The 13288-nt window shown below is 36.4% G+C and carries 36 protein-coding genes; 2 read left to right on the forward strand and 34 right to left on the reverse strand.

What is annotated here, in order from left to right; translation table 11 throughout:
- The first annotated feature begins 71 nt into the window (after nt 1-71).
- Entirely contained in the window at nt 72-332 is a 261-nt protein-coding gene (locus KE503_RS10480) for a hypothetical protein (RefSeq protein WP_212385170.1), read from the forward strand.
- Nucleotides 333-379: 47 nt separating this feature from the next.
- The gene (locus tag KE503_RS10485; RefSeq protein ID WP_212385171.1) at nt 380-526 is read left to right on the forward strand and encodes a hypothetical protein; all 147 of its coding nucleotides are present in this window, start codon (nt 380-382) and stop codon (nt 524-526) included.
- A gap of 13 nt (nt 527-539) precedes the next feature.
- Here KE503_RS10485 and KE503_RS10490 read toward each other — a convergent pair whose 3' ends face one another.
- The 34 genes from KE503_RS10490 to KE503_RS14720 all read right to left on the reverse strand — a co-directional run bounded on the left by KE503_RS10490 (nt 540) and on the right by KE503_RS14720 (nt 13276).
- Nucleotides 540-701, reverse strand: coding sequence for a hypothetical protein (locus tag KE503_RS10490; protein ID WP_212385172.1), 162 nt, complete (start codon nt 699-701; stop codon nt 540-542).
- A 1-nt stretch (nt 702) separates the two neighbouring features.
- Nucleotides 703-945 (reverse strand): hypothetical protein, encoded by a 243-nt coding sequence (locus KE503_RS10495; RefSeq protein WP_212385173.1) that lies wholly within the window; start codon nt 943-945, stop codon nt 703-705.
- Entirely contained in the window at nt 938-1192 is a 255-nt protein-coding gene (locus KE503_RS10500) for a hypothetical protein (RefSeq protein WP_212385174.1), read from the reverse strand. Before KE503_RS10500 ends, KE503_RS10495 begins: the two co-directional genes overlap by 8 nt.
- A complete protein-coding gene (locus KE503_RS10505) occupies nt 1189-1395 on the reverse strand; it encodes a hypothetical protein (protein WP_212385175.1) in 207 nt (68 codons plus the stop codon). Before KE503_RS10505 ends, KE503_RS10500 begins: the two co-directional genes overlap by 4 nt.
- 139 nt (nt 1396-1534) lie before the next feature.
- Nucleotides 1535-1780, reverse strand: a complete 246-nt coding sequence (locus KE503_RS10510) for a hypothetical protein (protein WP_212385176.1) — start codon at nt 1778-1780, stop codon at nt 1535-1537.
- Nucleotides 1781-1793: 13 nt separating this feature from the next.
- Complete coding sequence (locus KE503_RS10515) at nt 1794-1997, reverse strand: hypothetical protein (RefSeq protein WP_212385177.1); 204 nt, start codon at nt 1995-1997, stop codon at nt 1794-1796.
- Nucleotides 1975-2283 (reverse strand): hypothetical protein, encoded by a 309-nt coding sequence (locus tag KE503_RS10520; protein ID WP_212385178.1) that lies wholly within the window; start codon nt 2281-2283, stop codon nt 1975-1977. Before KE503_RS10520 ends, KE503_RS10515 begins: the two co-directional genes overlap by 23 nt.
- Nucleotides 2280-2531, reverse strand: a complete 252-nt coding sequence (locus KE503_RS10525; protein WP_212385179.1) for a hypothetical protein — start codon at nt 2529-2531, stop codon at nt 2280-2282. The genes KE503_RS10520 and KE503_RS10525 overlap by 4 nt, the downstream gene beginning before the upstream one ends.
- Before the next feature lie 11 nt (nt 2532-2542).
- Nucleotides 2543-2914 (reverse strand): hypothetical protein, encoded by a 372-nt coding sequence (locus tag KE503_RS10530; RefSeq protein WP_212385180.1) that lies wholly within the window; start codon nt 2912-2914, stop codon nt 2543-2545.
- Between the two features lie 12 nt (nt 2915-2926).
- Nucleotides 2927-3832 carry a phosphoadenosine phosphosulfate reductase family protein gene (locus KE503_RS10535; RefSeq protein WP_212385181.1) on the reverse strand — a complete coding sequence of 302 codons (906 nt, stop codon included), beginning with the start codon at nt 3830-3832 and terminating at the stop codon, nt 2927-2929.
- A gap of 26 nt (nt 3833-3858) precedes the next feature.
- On the reverse strand, nt 3859-4077 hold the full coding sequence (locus KE503_RS10540; RefSeq protein ID WP_212385182.1) for a hypothetical protein: 219 nt from the start codon (nt 4075-4077) through the stop codon (nt 3859-3861).
- Complete coding sequence (locus tag KE503_RS10545; protein ID WP_212385183.1) at nt 4065-4286, reverse strand: hypothetical protein; 222 nt, start codon at nt 4284-4286, stop codon at nt 4065-4067. Before KE503_RS10545 ends, KE503_RS10540 begins: the two co-directional genes overlap by 13 nt.
- A gap of 1 nt (nt 4287) precedes the next feature.
- Complete coding sequence (locus KE503_RS10550) at nt 4288-4557, reverse strand: hypothetical protein (protein ID WP_212385184.1); 270 nt, start codon at nt 4555-4557, stop codon at nt 4288-4290.
- Nucleotides 4558-4562: 5 nt separating this feature from the next.
- On the reverse strand, nt 4563-4790 hold the full coding sequence (locus KE503_RS10555; RefSeq protein WP_212385185.1) for a hypothetical protein: 228 nt from the start codon (nt 4788-4790) through the stop codon (nt 4563-4565).
- A complete protein-coding gene (locus tag KE503_RS10560; RefSeq protein WP_212385186.1) occupies nt 4780-5166 on the reverse strand; it encodes a hypothetical protein in 387 nt (128 codons plus the stop codon). The genes KE503_RS10555 and KE503_RS10560 overlap by 11 nt, the downstream gene beginning before the upstream one ends.
- A gap of 1 nt (nt 5167) precedes the next feature.
- Nucleotides 5168-5545 carry a hypothetical protein gene (locus tag KE503_RS10565; RefSeq protein ID WP_212385187.1) on the reverse strand — a complete coding sequence of 126 codons (378 nt, stop codon included), beginning with the start codon at nt 5543-5545 and terminating at the stop codon, nt 5168-5170.
- The gene (locus tag KE503_RS10570) at nt 5545-6048 is read right to left on the reverse strand and encodes a hypothetical protein (RefSeq protein WP_212385188.1); all 504 of its coding nucleotides are present in this window, start codon (nt 6046-6048) and stop codon (nt 5545-5547) included. The genes KE503_RS10565 and KE503_RS10570 overlap by 1 nt, the downstream gene beginning before the upstream one ends.
- Nucleotides 6049-6050: 2 nt before the next feature.
- Entirely contained in the window at nt 6051-6452 is a 402-nt protein-coding gene (locus KE503_RS10575; RefSeq protein WP_212385189.1) for a hypothetical protein, read from the reverse strand.
- 280 nt (nt 6453-6732) lie between these two features.
- Nucleotides 6733-7608: a DUF7666 domain-containing protein gene (locus KE503_RS10580; RefSeq protein WP_212385190.1), complete on the reverse strand. Its 876-nt coding sequence runs from the start codon at nt 7606-7608 to the stop codon at nt 6733-6735.
- A 17-nt stretch (nt 7609-7625) separates the two neighbouring features.
- The gene (locus tag KE503_RS10585; RefSeq protein WP_212385191.1) at nt 7626-8003 is read right to left on the reverse strand and encodes a transposase; all 378 of its coding nucleotides are present in this window, start codon (nt 8001-8003) and stop codon (nt 7626-7628) included.
- Nucleotides 8004-8327, reverse strand: coding sequence for a hypothetical protein (locus KE503_RS10590; RefSeq protein ID WP_212385192.1), 324 nt, complete (start codon nt 8325-8327; stop codon nt 8004-8006). It lies immediately after the preceding gene.
- A 19-nt stretch (nt 8328-8346) separates the two neighbouring features.
- Entirely contained in the window at nt 8347-9099 is a 753-nt protein-coding gene (locus KE503_RS10595) for a hypothetical protein (protein WP_212385193.1), read from the reverse strand.
- An 11-nt stretch (nt 9100-9110) separates the two neighbouring features.
- Nucleotides 9111-9491, reverse strand: coding sequence for a RusA family crossover junction endodeoxyribonuclease (locus KE503_RS10600; protein ID WP_212385194.1), 381 nt, complete (start codon nt 9489-9491; stop codon nt 9111-9113).
- The gene (locus tag KE503_RS10605) at nt 9482-9769 is read right to left on the reverse strand and encodes a phosphoenolpyruvate carboxykinase (RefSeq protein ID WP_118683133.1); all 288 of its coding nucleotides are present in this window, start codon (nt 9767-9769) and stop codon (nt 9482-9484) included. The genes KE503_RS10600 and KE503_RS10605 overlap by 10 nt, the downstream gene beginning before the upstream one ends.
- Nucleotides 9753-10340, reverse strand: coding sequence for a hypothetical protein (locus tag KE503_RS10610; RefSeq protein WP_249183043.1), 588 nt, complete (start codon nt 10338-10340; stop codon nt 9753-9755). Before KE503_RS10610 ends, KE503_RS10605 begins: the two co-directional genes overlap by 17 nt.
- On the reverse strand, nt 10288-10839 hold the full coding sequence (locus KE503_RS10615; RefSeq protein WP_212385195.1) for a hypothetical protein: 552 nt from the start codon (nt 10837-10839) through the stop codon (nt 10288-10290). Before KE503_RS10615 ends, KE503_RS10610 begins: the two co-directional genes overlap by 53 nt.
- A gap of 12 nt (nt 10840-10851) precedes the next feature.
- Nucleotides 10852-11346 (reverse strand): siphovirus Gp157 family protein, encoded by a 495-nt coding sequence (locus KE503_RS10620; protein ID WP_212385196.1) that lies wholly within the window; start codon nt 11344-11346, stop codon nt 10852-10854.
- 11 nt (nt 11347-11357) lie between these two features.
- Nucleotides 11358-11615 carry a hypothetical protein gene (locus tag KE503_RS10625; RefSeq protein ID WP_212385197.1) on the reverse strand — a complete coding sequence of 86 codons (258 nt, stop codon included), beginning with the start codon at nt 11613-11615 and terminating at the stop codon, nt 11358-11360.
- 2 nt (nt 11616-11617) lie between these two features.
- On the reverse strand, nt 11618-11893 hold the full coding sequence (locus KE503_RS10630) for a hypothetical protein (RefSeq protein WP_212385198.1): 276 nt from the start codon (nt 11891-11893) through the stop codon (nt 11618-11620).
- A gap of 209 nt (nt 11894-12102) precedes the next feature.
- Nucleotides 12103-12237 carry a hypothetical protein gene (locus tag KE503_RS14715; protein WP_283093075.1) on the reverse strand — a complete coding sequence of 45 codons (135 nt, stop codon included), beginning with the start codon at nt 12235-12237 and terminating at the stop codon, nt 12103-12105.
- Nucleotides 12238-12456 (reverse strand): hypothetical protein, encoded by a 219-nt coding sequence (locus tag KE503_RS10635; protein WP_212385199.1) that lies wholly within the window; start codon nt 12454-12456, stop codon nt 12238-12240.
- A gap of 15 nt (nt 12457-12471) precedes the next feature.
- Nucleotides 12472-12684: a hypothetical protein gene (locus KE503_RS10640; protein ID WP_212385200.1), complete on the reverse strand. Its 213-nt coding sequence runs from the start codon at nt 12682-12684 to the stop codon at nt 12472-12474.
- Nucleotides 12685-12785: 101 nt separating this feature from the next.
- Entirely contained in the window at nt 12786-13034 is a 249-nt protein-coding gene (locus KE503_RS10645; protein WP_212385201.1) for a hypothetical protein, read from the reverse strand.
- A 116-nt stretch (nt 13035-13150) separates the two neighbouring features.
- A complete protein-coding gene (locus tag KE503_RS14720; RefSeq protein ID WP_283093076.1) occupies nt 13151-13276 on the reverse strand; it encodes a hypothetical protein in 126 nt (41 codons plus the stop codon).
- Nucleotides 13277-13288 lie beyond the last annotated feature (12 nt).

A 13288-nucleotide genomic window follows, 5' to 3' on the forward strand; every position in this document is an offset into this window, starting at 1 on the left:
CTTTTTAAAGTGATATAATAAAAGTAAGTTAAGAGAACAAAGCAATCAGAAAAGAATAGGAGGGATTGAAAATGAATAAAACAATTGCAAGACACAAATTTTGGTTACATCAAACAGAATGTATTATTTCCACAGTTTATGTGGAAGTATTACACGAATATCAAACCGTTGTAATGTATATGGATGATTTCGAAGAAATTGATTCTTATACAACGCACAGTGAACAGGAATCCTTAAAGCTCCATGAGTCACTTGTTGAAAAGTGGAAAGATAGGCTTAATAAAAATCGTCTTGTCAAGGCTGATCGTGACAGCCTTGTAATACCTGCATAACATACACCACCCACCCCGGAGGTTACGAGGGTAGAAAAGGAGACAACATGAAAAAAATATTATTATCAATCATCTTAACAGCGTTCATTACCGCAGGTATCACAGCTAACTACATCATCACGCATCAGCAGGTAAGTGGTACGACTGGAAACTACAATATAGAAATTTTAGATCACAACTTTTCATACAGATAAAAGAAGCAGGGGTTCAATCCTCTGCTTCTTCTTTTATATTTTCTAAACTTTCTTTCAGCATCTGCACACACTCATTAAATCCGTCACGTTTACCGCATAGATACATATTGTGACCGCTGTAATCGTCAGTAGGCGGTATTAATGTACATAAGGTATATAAGTCTTGCTTATTCATTTTAAACTCCTTTAAATCCTGCAATTACCGCACAAAATACAGTTGATAACACACATACATAAGATGATAACATTGCAATTTTTAAAACTTTTTGTGTATTTTTATCTTTTTTAAATTCCTGTAATGTATGATTTACTGCCAGATCAACACAAAAAATCAATAAATATATAGCCGTTGTTGCTCCACATAGTCCAAGTGCTGTTTCTGCGATACCATACATTACTATAAATAATATATTACTCACTTTTAGCCATCCTTTCGTACATTTCGCAGGTACACGTCAGCCTGTTAACCTGTTGGCACTTCTCTAAATACATCTTGTCCATTTCTCTAATCTTATCTGGTGTCAATCCTGTCTCTCTATACTCTAAAAGTTCTTTTAAAGCCATTACAACTATTTGTTCTTGCACTGTTGCTGTGACACAATCATAAAAATCTAGTGTATTTTTGATAATATGTTTATTTAACTTTTCTGGTTTTTTATAGATCATTTTCTTCCCCTCCTGTTTCTGTTTAAAGCATTTCTTTTTATCTTCTTTTCTCTGTCCTCTGACCAGTAATAAGGATTTTTCTTCTTGATAACGTTCTTTTCTTCCTCATTTCTTGCTTGGAACTCTTTATAACCGTCACATCTGGTGTGGCAATCCCAACTTCTTCCTGTTGCTTCTGTGCATCCCATACAAACACATTTCATATAATCACACTCCTTTTGTATGCTTATCGAGTGGAAACGCATTAAAACTCGTTAAAAACGCATTGATAACGCATTAAAATGCGATTCTTAACCCTGCGTTGTTGTGCAGGTGCTTGTCTGTTATTAAAGTATTTACTACTTATGATAACCCCGCCTTTTCTTGTTTGATAAAATATGCATCTTGTTTTTGTTTCCTACAAGTCAGCATCAATTTGAGTTCTTCCATTGCTTCTTTCTCTGTTTCGTAATATGCAATAGCGACTTTTTCTTGATCGGATGCCATAATAAAATATAAACCGTATTTTTTTATTTCTTTCTGGATAAACATACAATCTACATATTCAGTATTGATAGCCATTCGTTGACTTTGTGTAAGTACTAACATTTGTAACACTCCTTTATAACTTGATAACCCTTTGTCCTCTGTCATATTGATTAAGTATCTTGTCTAATGCATCTTCTGCTTTTTTATGTGTTTTGAATGATTGTATTATATAAATATATCCATTCATTAGCTCACATTCTACATTTTCTTCGCTTGCCCGAATTTCAAGAACATTATCAAGATTCAGAATCTCTCTATCTTTTGTCATTATTAACATGTAAGTCCTCACTTTCTCCCCAGTCTAACCGGTTCCCACACTCACAAACTTCTGTCCATTCTGCTATGTAGTTTCCGCACTTAGGGCATCTATATAATGCTACGTCCTGCTTCTTTAAATTTTTATGTCGTTCTCTTATCGGCAAGCTGTTAAAAACGGCACCGATATGCTCATAATCTTCTAATGTCATTGTGATCGTATCTCTTGCTTTAGCGGACTGGCATAAACTACTGCATACCAGTCCTAAGATAATACCGATGATAACAAGTAAGATTTTTAGTATCATTCTTTCATCTCCACTTCTTTATAAACAACCACCTCTAAATCTTTCGCAAGCTTGAATCCTGTTCTTCCAACATTTCTAAGATTCTCTTTGATAAGTGTATTGCTTGGTGTCCTGTTTCTCTTATACCAGTTCCAGTCGTTATCCTCTCTCATTTTTATTTTCATTTCATATCTTTTTTTATAGTTGATTTCTTCTTTTGCCACCTCTAAACAAGCGATCATGTAATCTATTTGTTTGATAACGTCCATGTTCTTTCCTCCTACTTGATAACATACAGTTCTGCATCTACTACTTTTGCAAACGTTGGTTTCATGCCGTTTTCTTCGATATATTTAACAACCAGATCATTTATAGCATTTTCACACTTTTCGTAGGCTTCTTTGCTGTCTATATCTTCTATGTACCAATCTTCGGCAAATTCTCCTACATCATCATATACAGCACTGTGTAAATCTTCTAGTATGCTTGTTAGGTCTACCCGTCTTATATCCACTTCTTCTACTTTTCCAATCCAGATAGTTGTACCTGCTTTGCATCCCATGTCTTTAGCTTCTTTGATACATTCTTCTATTGTGTCAAAATCTGTGCTGTAATGATCGCTATATTCTTCTGTTGACCATGAATAACTCATTTATTTTCTCCTTTACCACATAAGTTGTCCGTTTTCTGCTACCTTAAACTCTCTTTGCCCTGCAACATTCTTATCTTCTATCCACCACAGGAATACTTCTTCTCCAGATTCCCACTGTGTAGGAAGATTCTTTGCTTTTCTTGCTTCTAACATCCTGTCAAATGCTCTGATATAATTTAGTTTGAATGTTGGAAAATCGTAAAATTCCTTTAATCTTCCTTTTCTGCCTGCCATTGGGCAACCGATGCATCCAACTCTTTTATATCCGCATTGGTACAATTCATTAACAGATATATTCTCTTGGTCTATGTAGTTCCATATATCTTCCTCTCTCCAATCAACAATGGGATTTACAACCATCTTGTGCTTCTGCATGCACAATTCAGTAATTCTTCTTTTAGAATTGTTGTCATTATTGATCATTACAGAATCATCAAACGATTCCTTTGTTTTAACTGATGCCCCTACCTTTTCAAATTCTGATCGTGTGTGTTTCCTTTTTGTGCTTTCATCCCATCTAACACCTGTTGCCACGTATCTTCCCATGCCTGCTGTTTCTTTTAATTCTTTACAACAATATCTTACTAGCCGTGTAGGTGGCATAAGTTTCTTTGGAATGAGATTCCACATTGTGATTCTGGTTCCGTCTGGCTTCCTTGGATAGTTAATACTGCACTTTATCCCCCCCTCTTCCAATTTCTTGAAATTATCACGAACGTGCCACACTGTTTGTGGTGCATCCGCTGTGGTGTGACTGTGCTGTACTTCAAAAGGAACTCCAGAACGTTTGAATAGTTCTAACAATACATCTGAGTCCTTGCCACCGCTGTATGTGCAGATAAGTGGCTGTTTGTAATATTCAAGACTCATTTCTGATGCTGTTTTGATTCTTTCTATTGCTTTTTGTTCTAAGTCCATTGATACTCCTTTACTTCATTGTGCTTCTAATCTTCAACAAGATAATCACGTTCATATTCTTCATAGCTCATAATACGTTTGCTACATTCCACGCATCTCATTGTTTTGTTATAACTAAAGTAATCCGTGACTTCACTGTTTTCCATTTTTCCATTAAAGCTATATGTGTCAGTTCCATTAGCTTTAAACTTTACAAACATTCCATGATCACTGCCGCAGTATGGACATTTTGTTATTTTCTGCATATTTCAACCCCCATTTCTTTTAATCTTTTCTTTGTCATCTCTTTTAATAAATCATGGTAACATTTGTCACATAAGAAGATGGTACGCTTCTGATCTGTACCGAAAACAATTCTTTTCATTCCTTTATCTTCTGCAAAATCTTTTTCGCACTCTATACAACTGCCGTGTCTGTCTGAACCTTTTAATGTGTTGATGTCAACTATTTTCATGTTATTCTCTCCTTTCAATCGGCACGATCTTGCCTTTCTCATACCTGCAATATCTACCGTCTTTGCTAAGATAAGGTGTCAAACTACCATACGTATCCCAATAAACAATTTTTGTTTCAGTGTCATACACAATGTCGCTTGCATTATTTGAGATTGTTTTTAGTACAGGCAACTCGTTTCCGTTATTGTCTTGTTTGCTTATAGCATTACAACCTACTAACACACAACTCATTATTGTCATTGAAAATACGACAAATAATATTTTTTTCATAAATTTTACCCCACATCCTTGATATTAAGTTCTGCTGTCGCCGGTATAAATCTCATGTATCCTGCATCTCTTATAATCTCGTTTTCTGTCAAATCAACAAGCTGTTTCTTTTCTTTTTCTGATTTAACTACAAGATAATAATGTTCATCTCTCACACCCATACACACCTCTCCAATTTTGAAGTGACTTAATGTGTATGTTTTAATACTTGGTTGTTTTGCATTAATCTTCATTTTCTTCCTCGCTTTCAAATTCTTCAATCTCTCGCCATGCCAAAACACTTTTATCGCTATAATATCTAATTTTACTGTTACGGTTTCTCCATCCGTGAGAGTCATGCCATGTTCTGTGAATGCACCCATCTTTTATAGAAACTAAAACTTGTTTATTATCTTCTGGCAGGTCATTCGGATTATCTCTTAAGTCGTGCCATCTATATTTTTGTTGCTTATTGAACAACCATGACACTACATTTAACACCTGCTTTTTTGTGATACTGTTTATTGTCGCTGCATTTATTACATCATGTATCGCTTCGTACTTTTCATCTTTTGTATATTTTTTAGACTCTATTTGTTGAAATACTGCAAACGCTTTTCCAATGTTCATCTTATTCCACCTCTTTCAGTTGCTCTTCCAAACAATGTTTTAATGCATATATGATTGTATAATCTAAAGGACTAATCTTTTGTGGATCATGTTCTGCCCTATACTCATACTTAAATATCTCTGATTCTAACGCACTGCTTAGCTTAATTGGTTCCAACGGATTCTCAATATCATCAAGAAACTGTGCTTTCATCTTTTTCTTGTATTCTCTCAACTCTTTCAGTTCTTCCAGCCAGATTTCAAGCCGTTTATAGTTTTCCGCTTCTTTGAAAAAATCATTAGCTTCTTCGTCGTGCAGAGCCGCTAGTTGAACCGTGCCGTCCTTATATTTCTCTTTTACCTTACTTTTCATATATTTAGTAGCTTCTTCTAAATTCATTACTCATTTTCCTCACTTTCTACCCCAAAGATGTATTTAAGGATTCTGTCTTTTCCTACTGCTTCGATTGCATCTTTAGCAACTTTTTCAGATGTAAAATATGTTGCTCCTGCAACTTTCCCTTTCCAATATCCAAAAACATTTGTAATTTTTACTCCTGTATGCATAATTATATGGTAATAATCATTTCCGCTATAATCGGTATCATTGTGTTCATCTGCATACCGTGCAAGTTCTACTTCTACTTTTTTCTTTTCTCTTGCAAACTCCGCTTCTTCTTCCGTAAAAAAGACGTTTCCTAATTCCCACCTTGCTTCATCCAAATGATCATTCGCCCACATGCTTTCTACAATAACTCCATCACTAATGTAAAAATATCTTTCTGATATTTGTGGTTTATTTACCTTTACATCCTGTTTCTTGTCTGGTTCTTTTCCATTCATCTTCCCAACAAGTCTGTAAAACTCTTTTTCTTCTGCTTCTGTTAGATTTTTAATTCCCATATTTAATCCTCCTTATTTGTTAAATAATCTTCTATGGCTTGATCTAAAAATCTACTACTGATAAACCAACAATCAATGTATGTTGTTTTATTTTGTTTGTTATATATCAATAGACTTTTGTTTTTAACATTTTTCAATGTTATTCTCATCATGAGTGTATCTGTATTATTGCTTAACTCATCAACTCCTAAAACCGTGTTTTGTGTAAGTTGATTTAGCTGACTTGTAATACGCTGTAAACACGTTTCTTTACAAATTACTTTGTTCCATGTTGGTTTCAAACATCTAATAGTTGTATGTGTATCGTTTCTCTCATCAACATTTGACAAAATAAAACAATCATCTAATTCTTTTATTTCTTCTCCGCTTATAATTGCTTTCGTTTCTATATTATAAATTTGCATTTCTTACTCCTTTACTGTCCATTCTCTCCCCTGCCGTTAATAGCAGAGGAAATCATGACTTATACAACAAATAATTAAAGAGTTTTGTTGCTTATGCGTTGCGAGGATTCTTATTTAATTGTTCGTGTGGTATATAAAAATCCTGCTGTGCAACAAGCCTTTTCTGGCTTGAGTCTCTGCCTAATAAAGATGAAAAATGGAAGAATCTGAAAATACAAAAAAAACATTATTTACAGTTACTTAGGCAGAGAATCAAACCAGAAAAGATGCTATTTAGTTACTAAACTTCTGTAAATTCTCCATCAATTAATTTGTACATCGTGTCTTCTTTGATTCTCTCTCCGTCCACATACTCTGTCTTTACACACTTAGGAACATATCTATCTTTCTCATAGCTATATTTCCATTCCGCAAGAGTAATCCAACTTCCTTTTTTAGCACTTACGCAACTATCATCCCCTGCACAACAAATAATGCTGTCGTATCCTGTGCTTTTAATCTGTGTGAAGTCCCCAGAGCTACCAATCTGTGTGGAGTCCCCAGAGCTACCAATCTTTGCGTAGTTCCCAGAGCTACCAATCTGTGTGGAGTCCCCAGAGCTACCAATCTGTGTGGAGTCCCCAGAGCTACCAATCTGTGTGGAGTTCCCAGAGCTACCAATCTGTGTGGAGTCCCCAGAGCTACCAATCTTTGCGTAGTTCCCAGAGCTACCAATCTGTGTGGAGTTCCCAGAGCTACCAATCTGTGTGGAGTTCCCAGAGCTACCAATCTGTGCGGAGTCCCCAGAGCTACCAATCTGTGCGGAGTCCCCAGAGTCATTTTTTTCTGTCTGTGTTTTCTCAATCGCAAAATCTACGCAAGCCTTAATAAACCCTGCAAAAGAGAACTTCGCTCCAACCTTAAGTTTTGTTGTGCAATATTTAATATTATCGTCTGTTTTTACTTCTGCATCTTCTGGTGCTTCTACTTCCGCAAAGTCTGAAAAATCTCCGTTATCATCTACCAGATTATAATAATTAAGAACATCGAACGGATTCTTGCAGAAATGCATACCGCTGTGGCATGGAACTGCTTTTTCTTCCTCAAAAACTTCATTTTCTTTGTACTGTTTGTCTTTACAAATTAATCCTTTATTAAATGCTTTATAACCTTTCATTTTTTTGATCTCCTTTTCTATTTCCAATAACCAGAATGTGACGTTGCACGAACAAATACACGCCTTTTTTTAATGTATCTTTGCGTTCTGATTTCTTCCATTAATTCACTGCCCAATTCTTCTTCCCAAAAAGTAACTAAATACTCTGGCACTTTAAAAATCCGTGAGCATTTTTTTGCCGTATATTTTTTTAACAACTTGGTCTTAATAACCGCTTTTTTGTAGTCTTTTGTGTATGCAGTATCATCCTCTATTGCTTTTTGCTGTCTTTTCCATTTGTGTAAGGTGGATGGGTGTATACCATATTTTTTTGCAACCATCGTTACTTCATTTTTTTCGTAGCTGTCGGCAAGAACTTGTTGTTTAAACTCTTCCGTATACACTTTACGTCCCATTTATTCCACCACCTTTCTGTAGATTGCCACGTTCCTGTCTGTCAAACTGTCATGTCGTTTACCGCATACCTCAATACGCCCATCCTGCACTAATTCCGTCAATCTTGGTTGTACCTGCTGCCTTGTCGGTTCTAACACTTTTTTGTGCTTATACAGTACCGTTGCAATCTCTCTTGCTGTCATTGCTCCGTATTCGAGCTGTTCTAAAATCAAGATATGTATTGCTTCTTTATTAACCTTTTTGTGTGATTCTCTTCTGGTCTGTTTAGTAATGGAATGGCTTCGTAAAGCTGTCTCATTACTAAAAAAACTCATCTGATACATTTTCCATCACTCCTTTTCCCTACTCTAATTGCTTCTGCATCAACTGCATCTCTAAGCTGTCAAAATCATAATCCCTCTCGCAGGCTAAAACGCTCGCAGGATTCCGCTGTGGCTTCGGTTCTGATGGCTTTTCGTAGTTCTCGTCCAGATAATCCACGTAACCGCTGTTAAAGAATGTCAAGCCGTTCTGTGGCTTTCTCCAACTGCTGTCCTTAGATAAATCATCCAGATACCTTTTCAAAGCTCTTTCTATTTTTTCTTCTCCTATCTCATACAAAGTCTTTTTCTTTGTGTCGGATACCTGTCCTTTACCACGTTTATTCGGGTACTTTTTCCAGAGTCTTTCAAAACATTCATTGATTGCTTTTTTGTTCGACTTCTCGCAAGTTTCCTTTGCATCTTCTTCTGTTTGTTCCATTTTTGTTCCATTTTCAACTGCCGTGTTTTCCTCGGTAGTTGCTTTTGCAACTTGTCCACAATCTATGTACTTCTGATACCCATTTACTGTGTATGTCGTGTATTTATTTGTGCTTTTTGTGGATATGTACCCTGTGTCCTTTAGCTTCTTAAGAGCAGTTCTGACTTGGTCTACTGTTAGCCCTGTTTCTGCGGATATTCTTGCACGACTTGAAACAAATTGTCCTGCCTTTATCTCTTTTCCGCAGTACCGCTTGTCCTCTAAATTTGTATGTAGTAGGCAATGATAAAACAATCTAAATACATTTGTGTTTTCATACCATTCCCAGTCTGTATTTATGTTTATTTGCATCATTGCCCTCCTGCTTAATATTTGTCTCCGTCTTCGTAGATTGTTATCTCGATTCTTGGATTCTTTGCATCGACCTTTATCCAGTTAACGATACCCTCTACCTGTTTCTGACCATCGTTTGGGAACACTCCTACTTCTACCAAGCTATCTAATATGTACTTAATAGCCGAAAAGACATTGTCTGGATCACGTCTTTTATTCTTTTCATACCACTTAATTTCCAGAATCACTGGGAATTTTATGTGCTTTTTCTTTAGCCATTGTGGTATGTATGCCTTGCAAATTTTTTGATTGTTTTTTTTGCATCTGGCACCTTTGTAGGGATTGGTCCTGTTTGCATAAATAAAAGTGTTAAGTCCGTCCAGTCTGCCTTGAATAGTGTATGTTACAGCCATGACTTGCCAAACTCCTTTCTGAACTCTTCCCTGCTACCGATATTCTCTTCATAATATGTTTGAGCCATCGTCTTAAGCTTTGTATCTATATCTCCATTTTTTCTGTTAAAATGTACACCGTTCGGATGAAAGTCTGGTCTTAGTGGTACGACAAATCCATATTTTTCACTTTTCTTCCTATTAGAACCACCGAAAATATGATGTCTTTCCACTATGTAAGAACCTGTGTAAATGCAACAGTCCATATTTTCTGTAAATACACTAGTTAGCTTTTTCAAGTTTTACTCTCCACCTTTCTTCCATTTCTTTTATCTCCTGCGGTGTTGCTGTCTCAATTCCAAGCTCTTTTGCTTCTGCAACAGTTCCTTTTATTAGTTCAGACATTTCCTTTGTGTCGTAGGTATGACTCCCACGCATTACCAGATTGATTCTGAACAACTTACCTGCCTTATTGGTAGTTGTACTGGCTGTCGGTTGTAGGTGGCAAAATTCAAGGTCGTACACTTCTATATCGTTATCTAGCGGAAGTGATATAAGAGAACCATTTATAATCTCATGCTGTCCGTACTCTGCTATGAGTTTGTTCTTTATATATACCTTGCTGTTGTCCGTTACTTCTGCAATCTTTCCAACCAGAACGTGGAAGTATGCGTTTGCATCTAAACTCCTGCCCTCACGGTACTGTACAACCTTTAGCCGACATTCCTTATCTTTTAGTCGGTCATATTCCCCTCGTATGTCTTTTTCACATACAAGGGAAATAACCTGCTTTCCAGATTCAAAATCAATGGATATATTACTTATTCTCGCCTTTGTCTCCATTCTTTTCTTCCTCTGTTCTGCCATCATAGATGAATACTCTTTTATGTGTTGTATCGTTAATGATTGACAGTCCTACAATTCTTTTTTTCTCGATTACAATTTTTTCAACTTTAAATTTGTCATTTGTTGTTGGTTTTCCGTTTCTTCCCTGCTCAATGTTAACGTATTTGTTTGGAATCCAGATAAAAGGTGCTGTGTACAGTTCTCGTCCGATTCCGAGATTGAAACAAGCTCTCTTGAATGAATCTGACGCCTGCCCTTTTTCTTTCTCTGTGTAGGATTCTTTACCTACATCCTGTTTGGAAATCCATTCTTTCTTTTCTTCATCCCATACTTCTACAGTACAGAAAAGATTGCCATTAATTACCTCATGATGCCTTTTCCAGTTTGTGATACCAATTGCTTCATCAAGGATATTCATGTCGCATCTTGCATCCTTATATAATAAGATTGACACTCCGCTATCTTTTACAATTGCAACTCTGCAATCAATTTCATCAGCTCTTAAATCTCTAAATTTCTCCATCTTCCAACACTCCTATCTAATTCTTAAACTTTCCGTCTGTACCAGTCTCATGTTTTCGTTAGCTTCAATGACTCCTGCTTTCAAATCATCAAGAAGCTGTTTCCTGTTAACCTTGTCTGGCTGTTTAATCAGATACTTTTTAGGTAACAATTCCTCAACTTCTACCTTTACAGTTTTAGGATTTTTCTGGATATTGAAGCTAAACAGTGTTGTTTTAAACTTCTTCTTTTTTACTTCAAGCATCATTGTTTCAAGATACTTCTTTAAGTTGTCCGCACTGTTTCTCAATGCTGTCTCTCTTTTTGCTAACCTGTCTTTCTCTGCTTTTACTGCATCCGCATCAGCGATCAGTGTTTTAATCATCTTTGCTGTGGAATCAGCCTTTTCTTCAAATTCAAATTCGATTCCATCCATAGTGTCTTTAATATCATCAATGGATAGTCCCTGCTCATCAGCCATTAATAATAACTCATTAAGTTCATTTTTGATTTCATATAATTTTGCCATTTTTCAATCTCCTATTCTTCGATATATTCCTCGATGCAGTTAAGGTCATTTCCCTGTTCATCGACCTCTTTATCACTGCATACATCGTCAAAAAATGCTTCTCTAAGTTTTACAAGTTCATTCACATTGTTTTCGAGCATATCCCACATATAGTCGATAAACCACTCTCTATCCTCTTCATTTCCTTTTATTCTCTTTTGGATATAATCGTCTGCATCTTCCACAGGGATTACTGTTCCGTATTCGTTTGTGTATCCTGTCACGATCATAACTACTCACACTCCCCTGCTTCTTTTAGAATCTCTTCTACGTCAAATTCCTTTTCCTGTGGCTCTTCTTCCTGCCTTTTTTCTTCTAATATGTTAATCAGTAATCTAGTACTTGCAATGCACGCCAAATTTTCCATAAATACCAGTGGTTCTGGATTGTCAGAAAATCCATCATTCAAAACCGAAGCCGAAACATTAGCTAATTCGTCTTCACTGTACGTCCAATTTTCTCCACGAAAGATGTTTCTAATTACTTTTTCATAGTAGTCTGTCAACACTGTTGCTAACTTTTTGTCAGCTTCTGCGTTTTTTTCCTCTGTTACATTCTCTTGTCGTGTGTTGCTGATTCCATCAACGATTATTTTTTTAACCGTATCTTTAAACTCTTTTTTTTGTAATAATCATTGTCACATTCTCCTTTTCCTGCTATAATCGGTTTATAAACTTTTTTGTTAAGCACTTTAGACCTGCACGTCTGGGTGCTTTTTTATTTCCATCTATCACGCTCTTGTGCGATTAATGCCAGTCCTGCGGCTACGCAAGTACCCATAAACCAGAATGGCATTAAATCTAATCCGCAGACTAACAGTCCGCACCCCATCATAAATGCTCCCATTTTCATTTAAAACCCTCCTCTCTGCATTGCTTGGTTCTCATTTGTTAGCTTTCTTATTCTCCATTTTTCAAATCTTTCTGTATCGAAAAATATAGGAGAATTGGACTTAGGACCTTTTTGTGCAAAGTCTTGTCCACGTTCCCGATAAGCTTCGTCAAGAAACGATCTCGGAAACCCCATCTTAACAAGTTCTCCCATCTTCATAACTGCTTTCGGGTATTCCATGTTTACTCCTTTCTCTTACTTTCCTGCTACTGTATCAATGTACTGTCTGATTTTTTCCATCGAATTTAACTTTCTGCCGTTAACTCTGACGACTGCGTCCGCCTGTTGTGCTATTGCTTTAGCGGTTTTTCTTCCAACCCCTAACACACAACGTAACTCTTCATCCGTCACTAGTAATCTGTTTTTTAGTACTTCTGTATCATTGCTTGCATACTTTGTTTTTTCCAACTTTACCTCACTTTCTCCGCTTCTTCCTGCGGTAGTATCCTCTTTTCTTCATTCCTGCCTGTCTGAACGCCACTTTTCTGTACTTGCCGTTCTTCTTAGCTTTAATTCTTTGTCCCATTCTCTAAGTCTCCATCAATATCGGTGTGATAGTTGTTAACTCCGCTTCCGTCCTGCTGAACGTATTCATATGAGTTGAACACATATATCCACACTGTATTTGTCGTAACCAATGCAATGAATGTAATTAACCAGATTGCAAACCATCTTTTTGCTGTCCGTTTACTTTGCTCAATTACCTCTGTTGCAAAGTATTCTTCTAAGTCTTTCCACTGCTTTGTTTTATCTTCCATTCCGCACCTCTTTCTTGCGGTGTTAAAAAAATTGTGTTATAATTTCCTTACCGCTAAGCTATGGTTAGTGGTTACATTCGCCCTGTGTGGTAGTTTCAGTACCGCATGGGGCATTTTTATTTCTTTCGTGATTCTCTTCTCTTTTTACTTCTGTAGTTGTCGATTAATACAGCTGTGATTTCAAGTGCAATTACTCCTACAGCTCCTACAAATATTCCTAATTGAAATGGTGGAATATACATTTCTGTACTCCT

Origin of the sequence: Anaerostipes sp. Marseille-Q3525, assembly GCF_018223505.1 — a bacterium.
Classification (GTDB): Bacteria; Bacillota; Clostridia; order Lachnospirales; family Lachnospiraceae; genus Anaerostipes; species Anaerostipes amylophilus.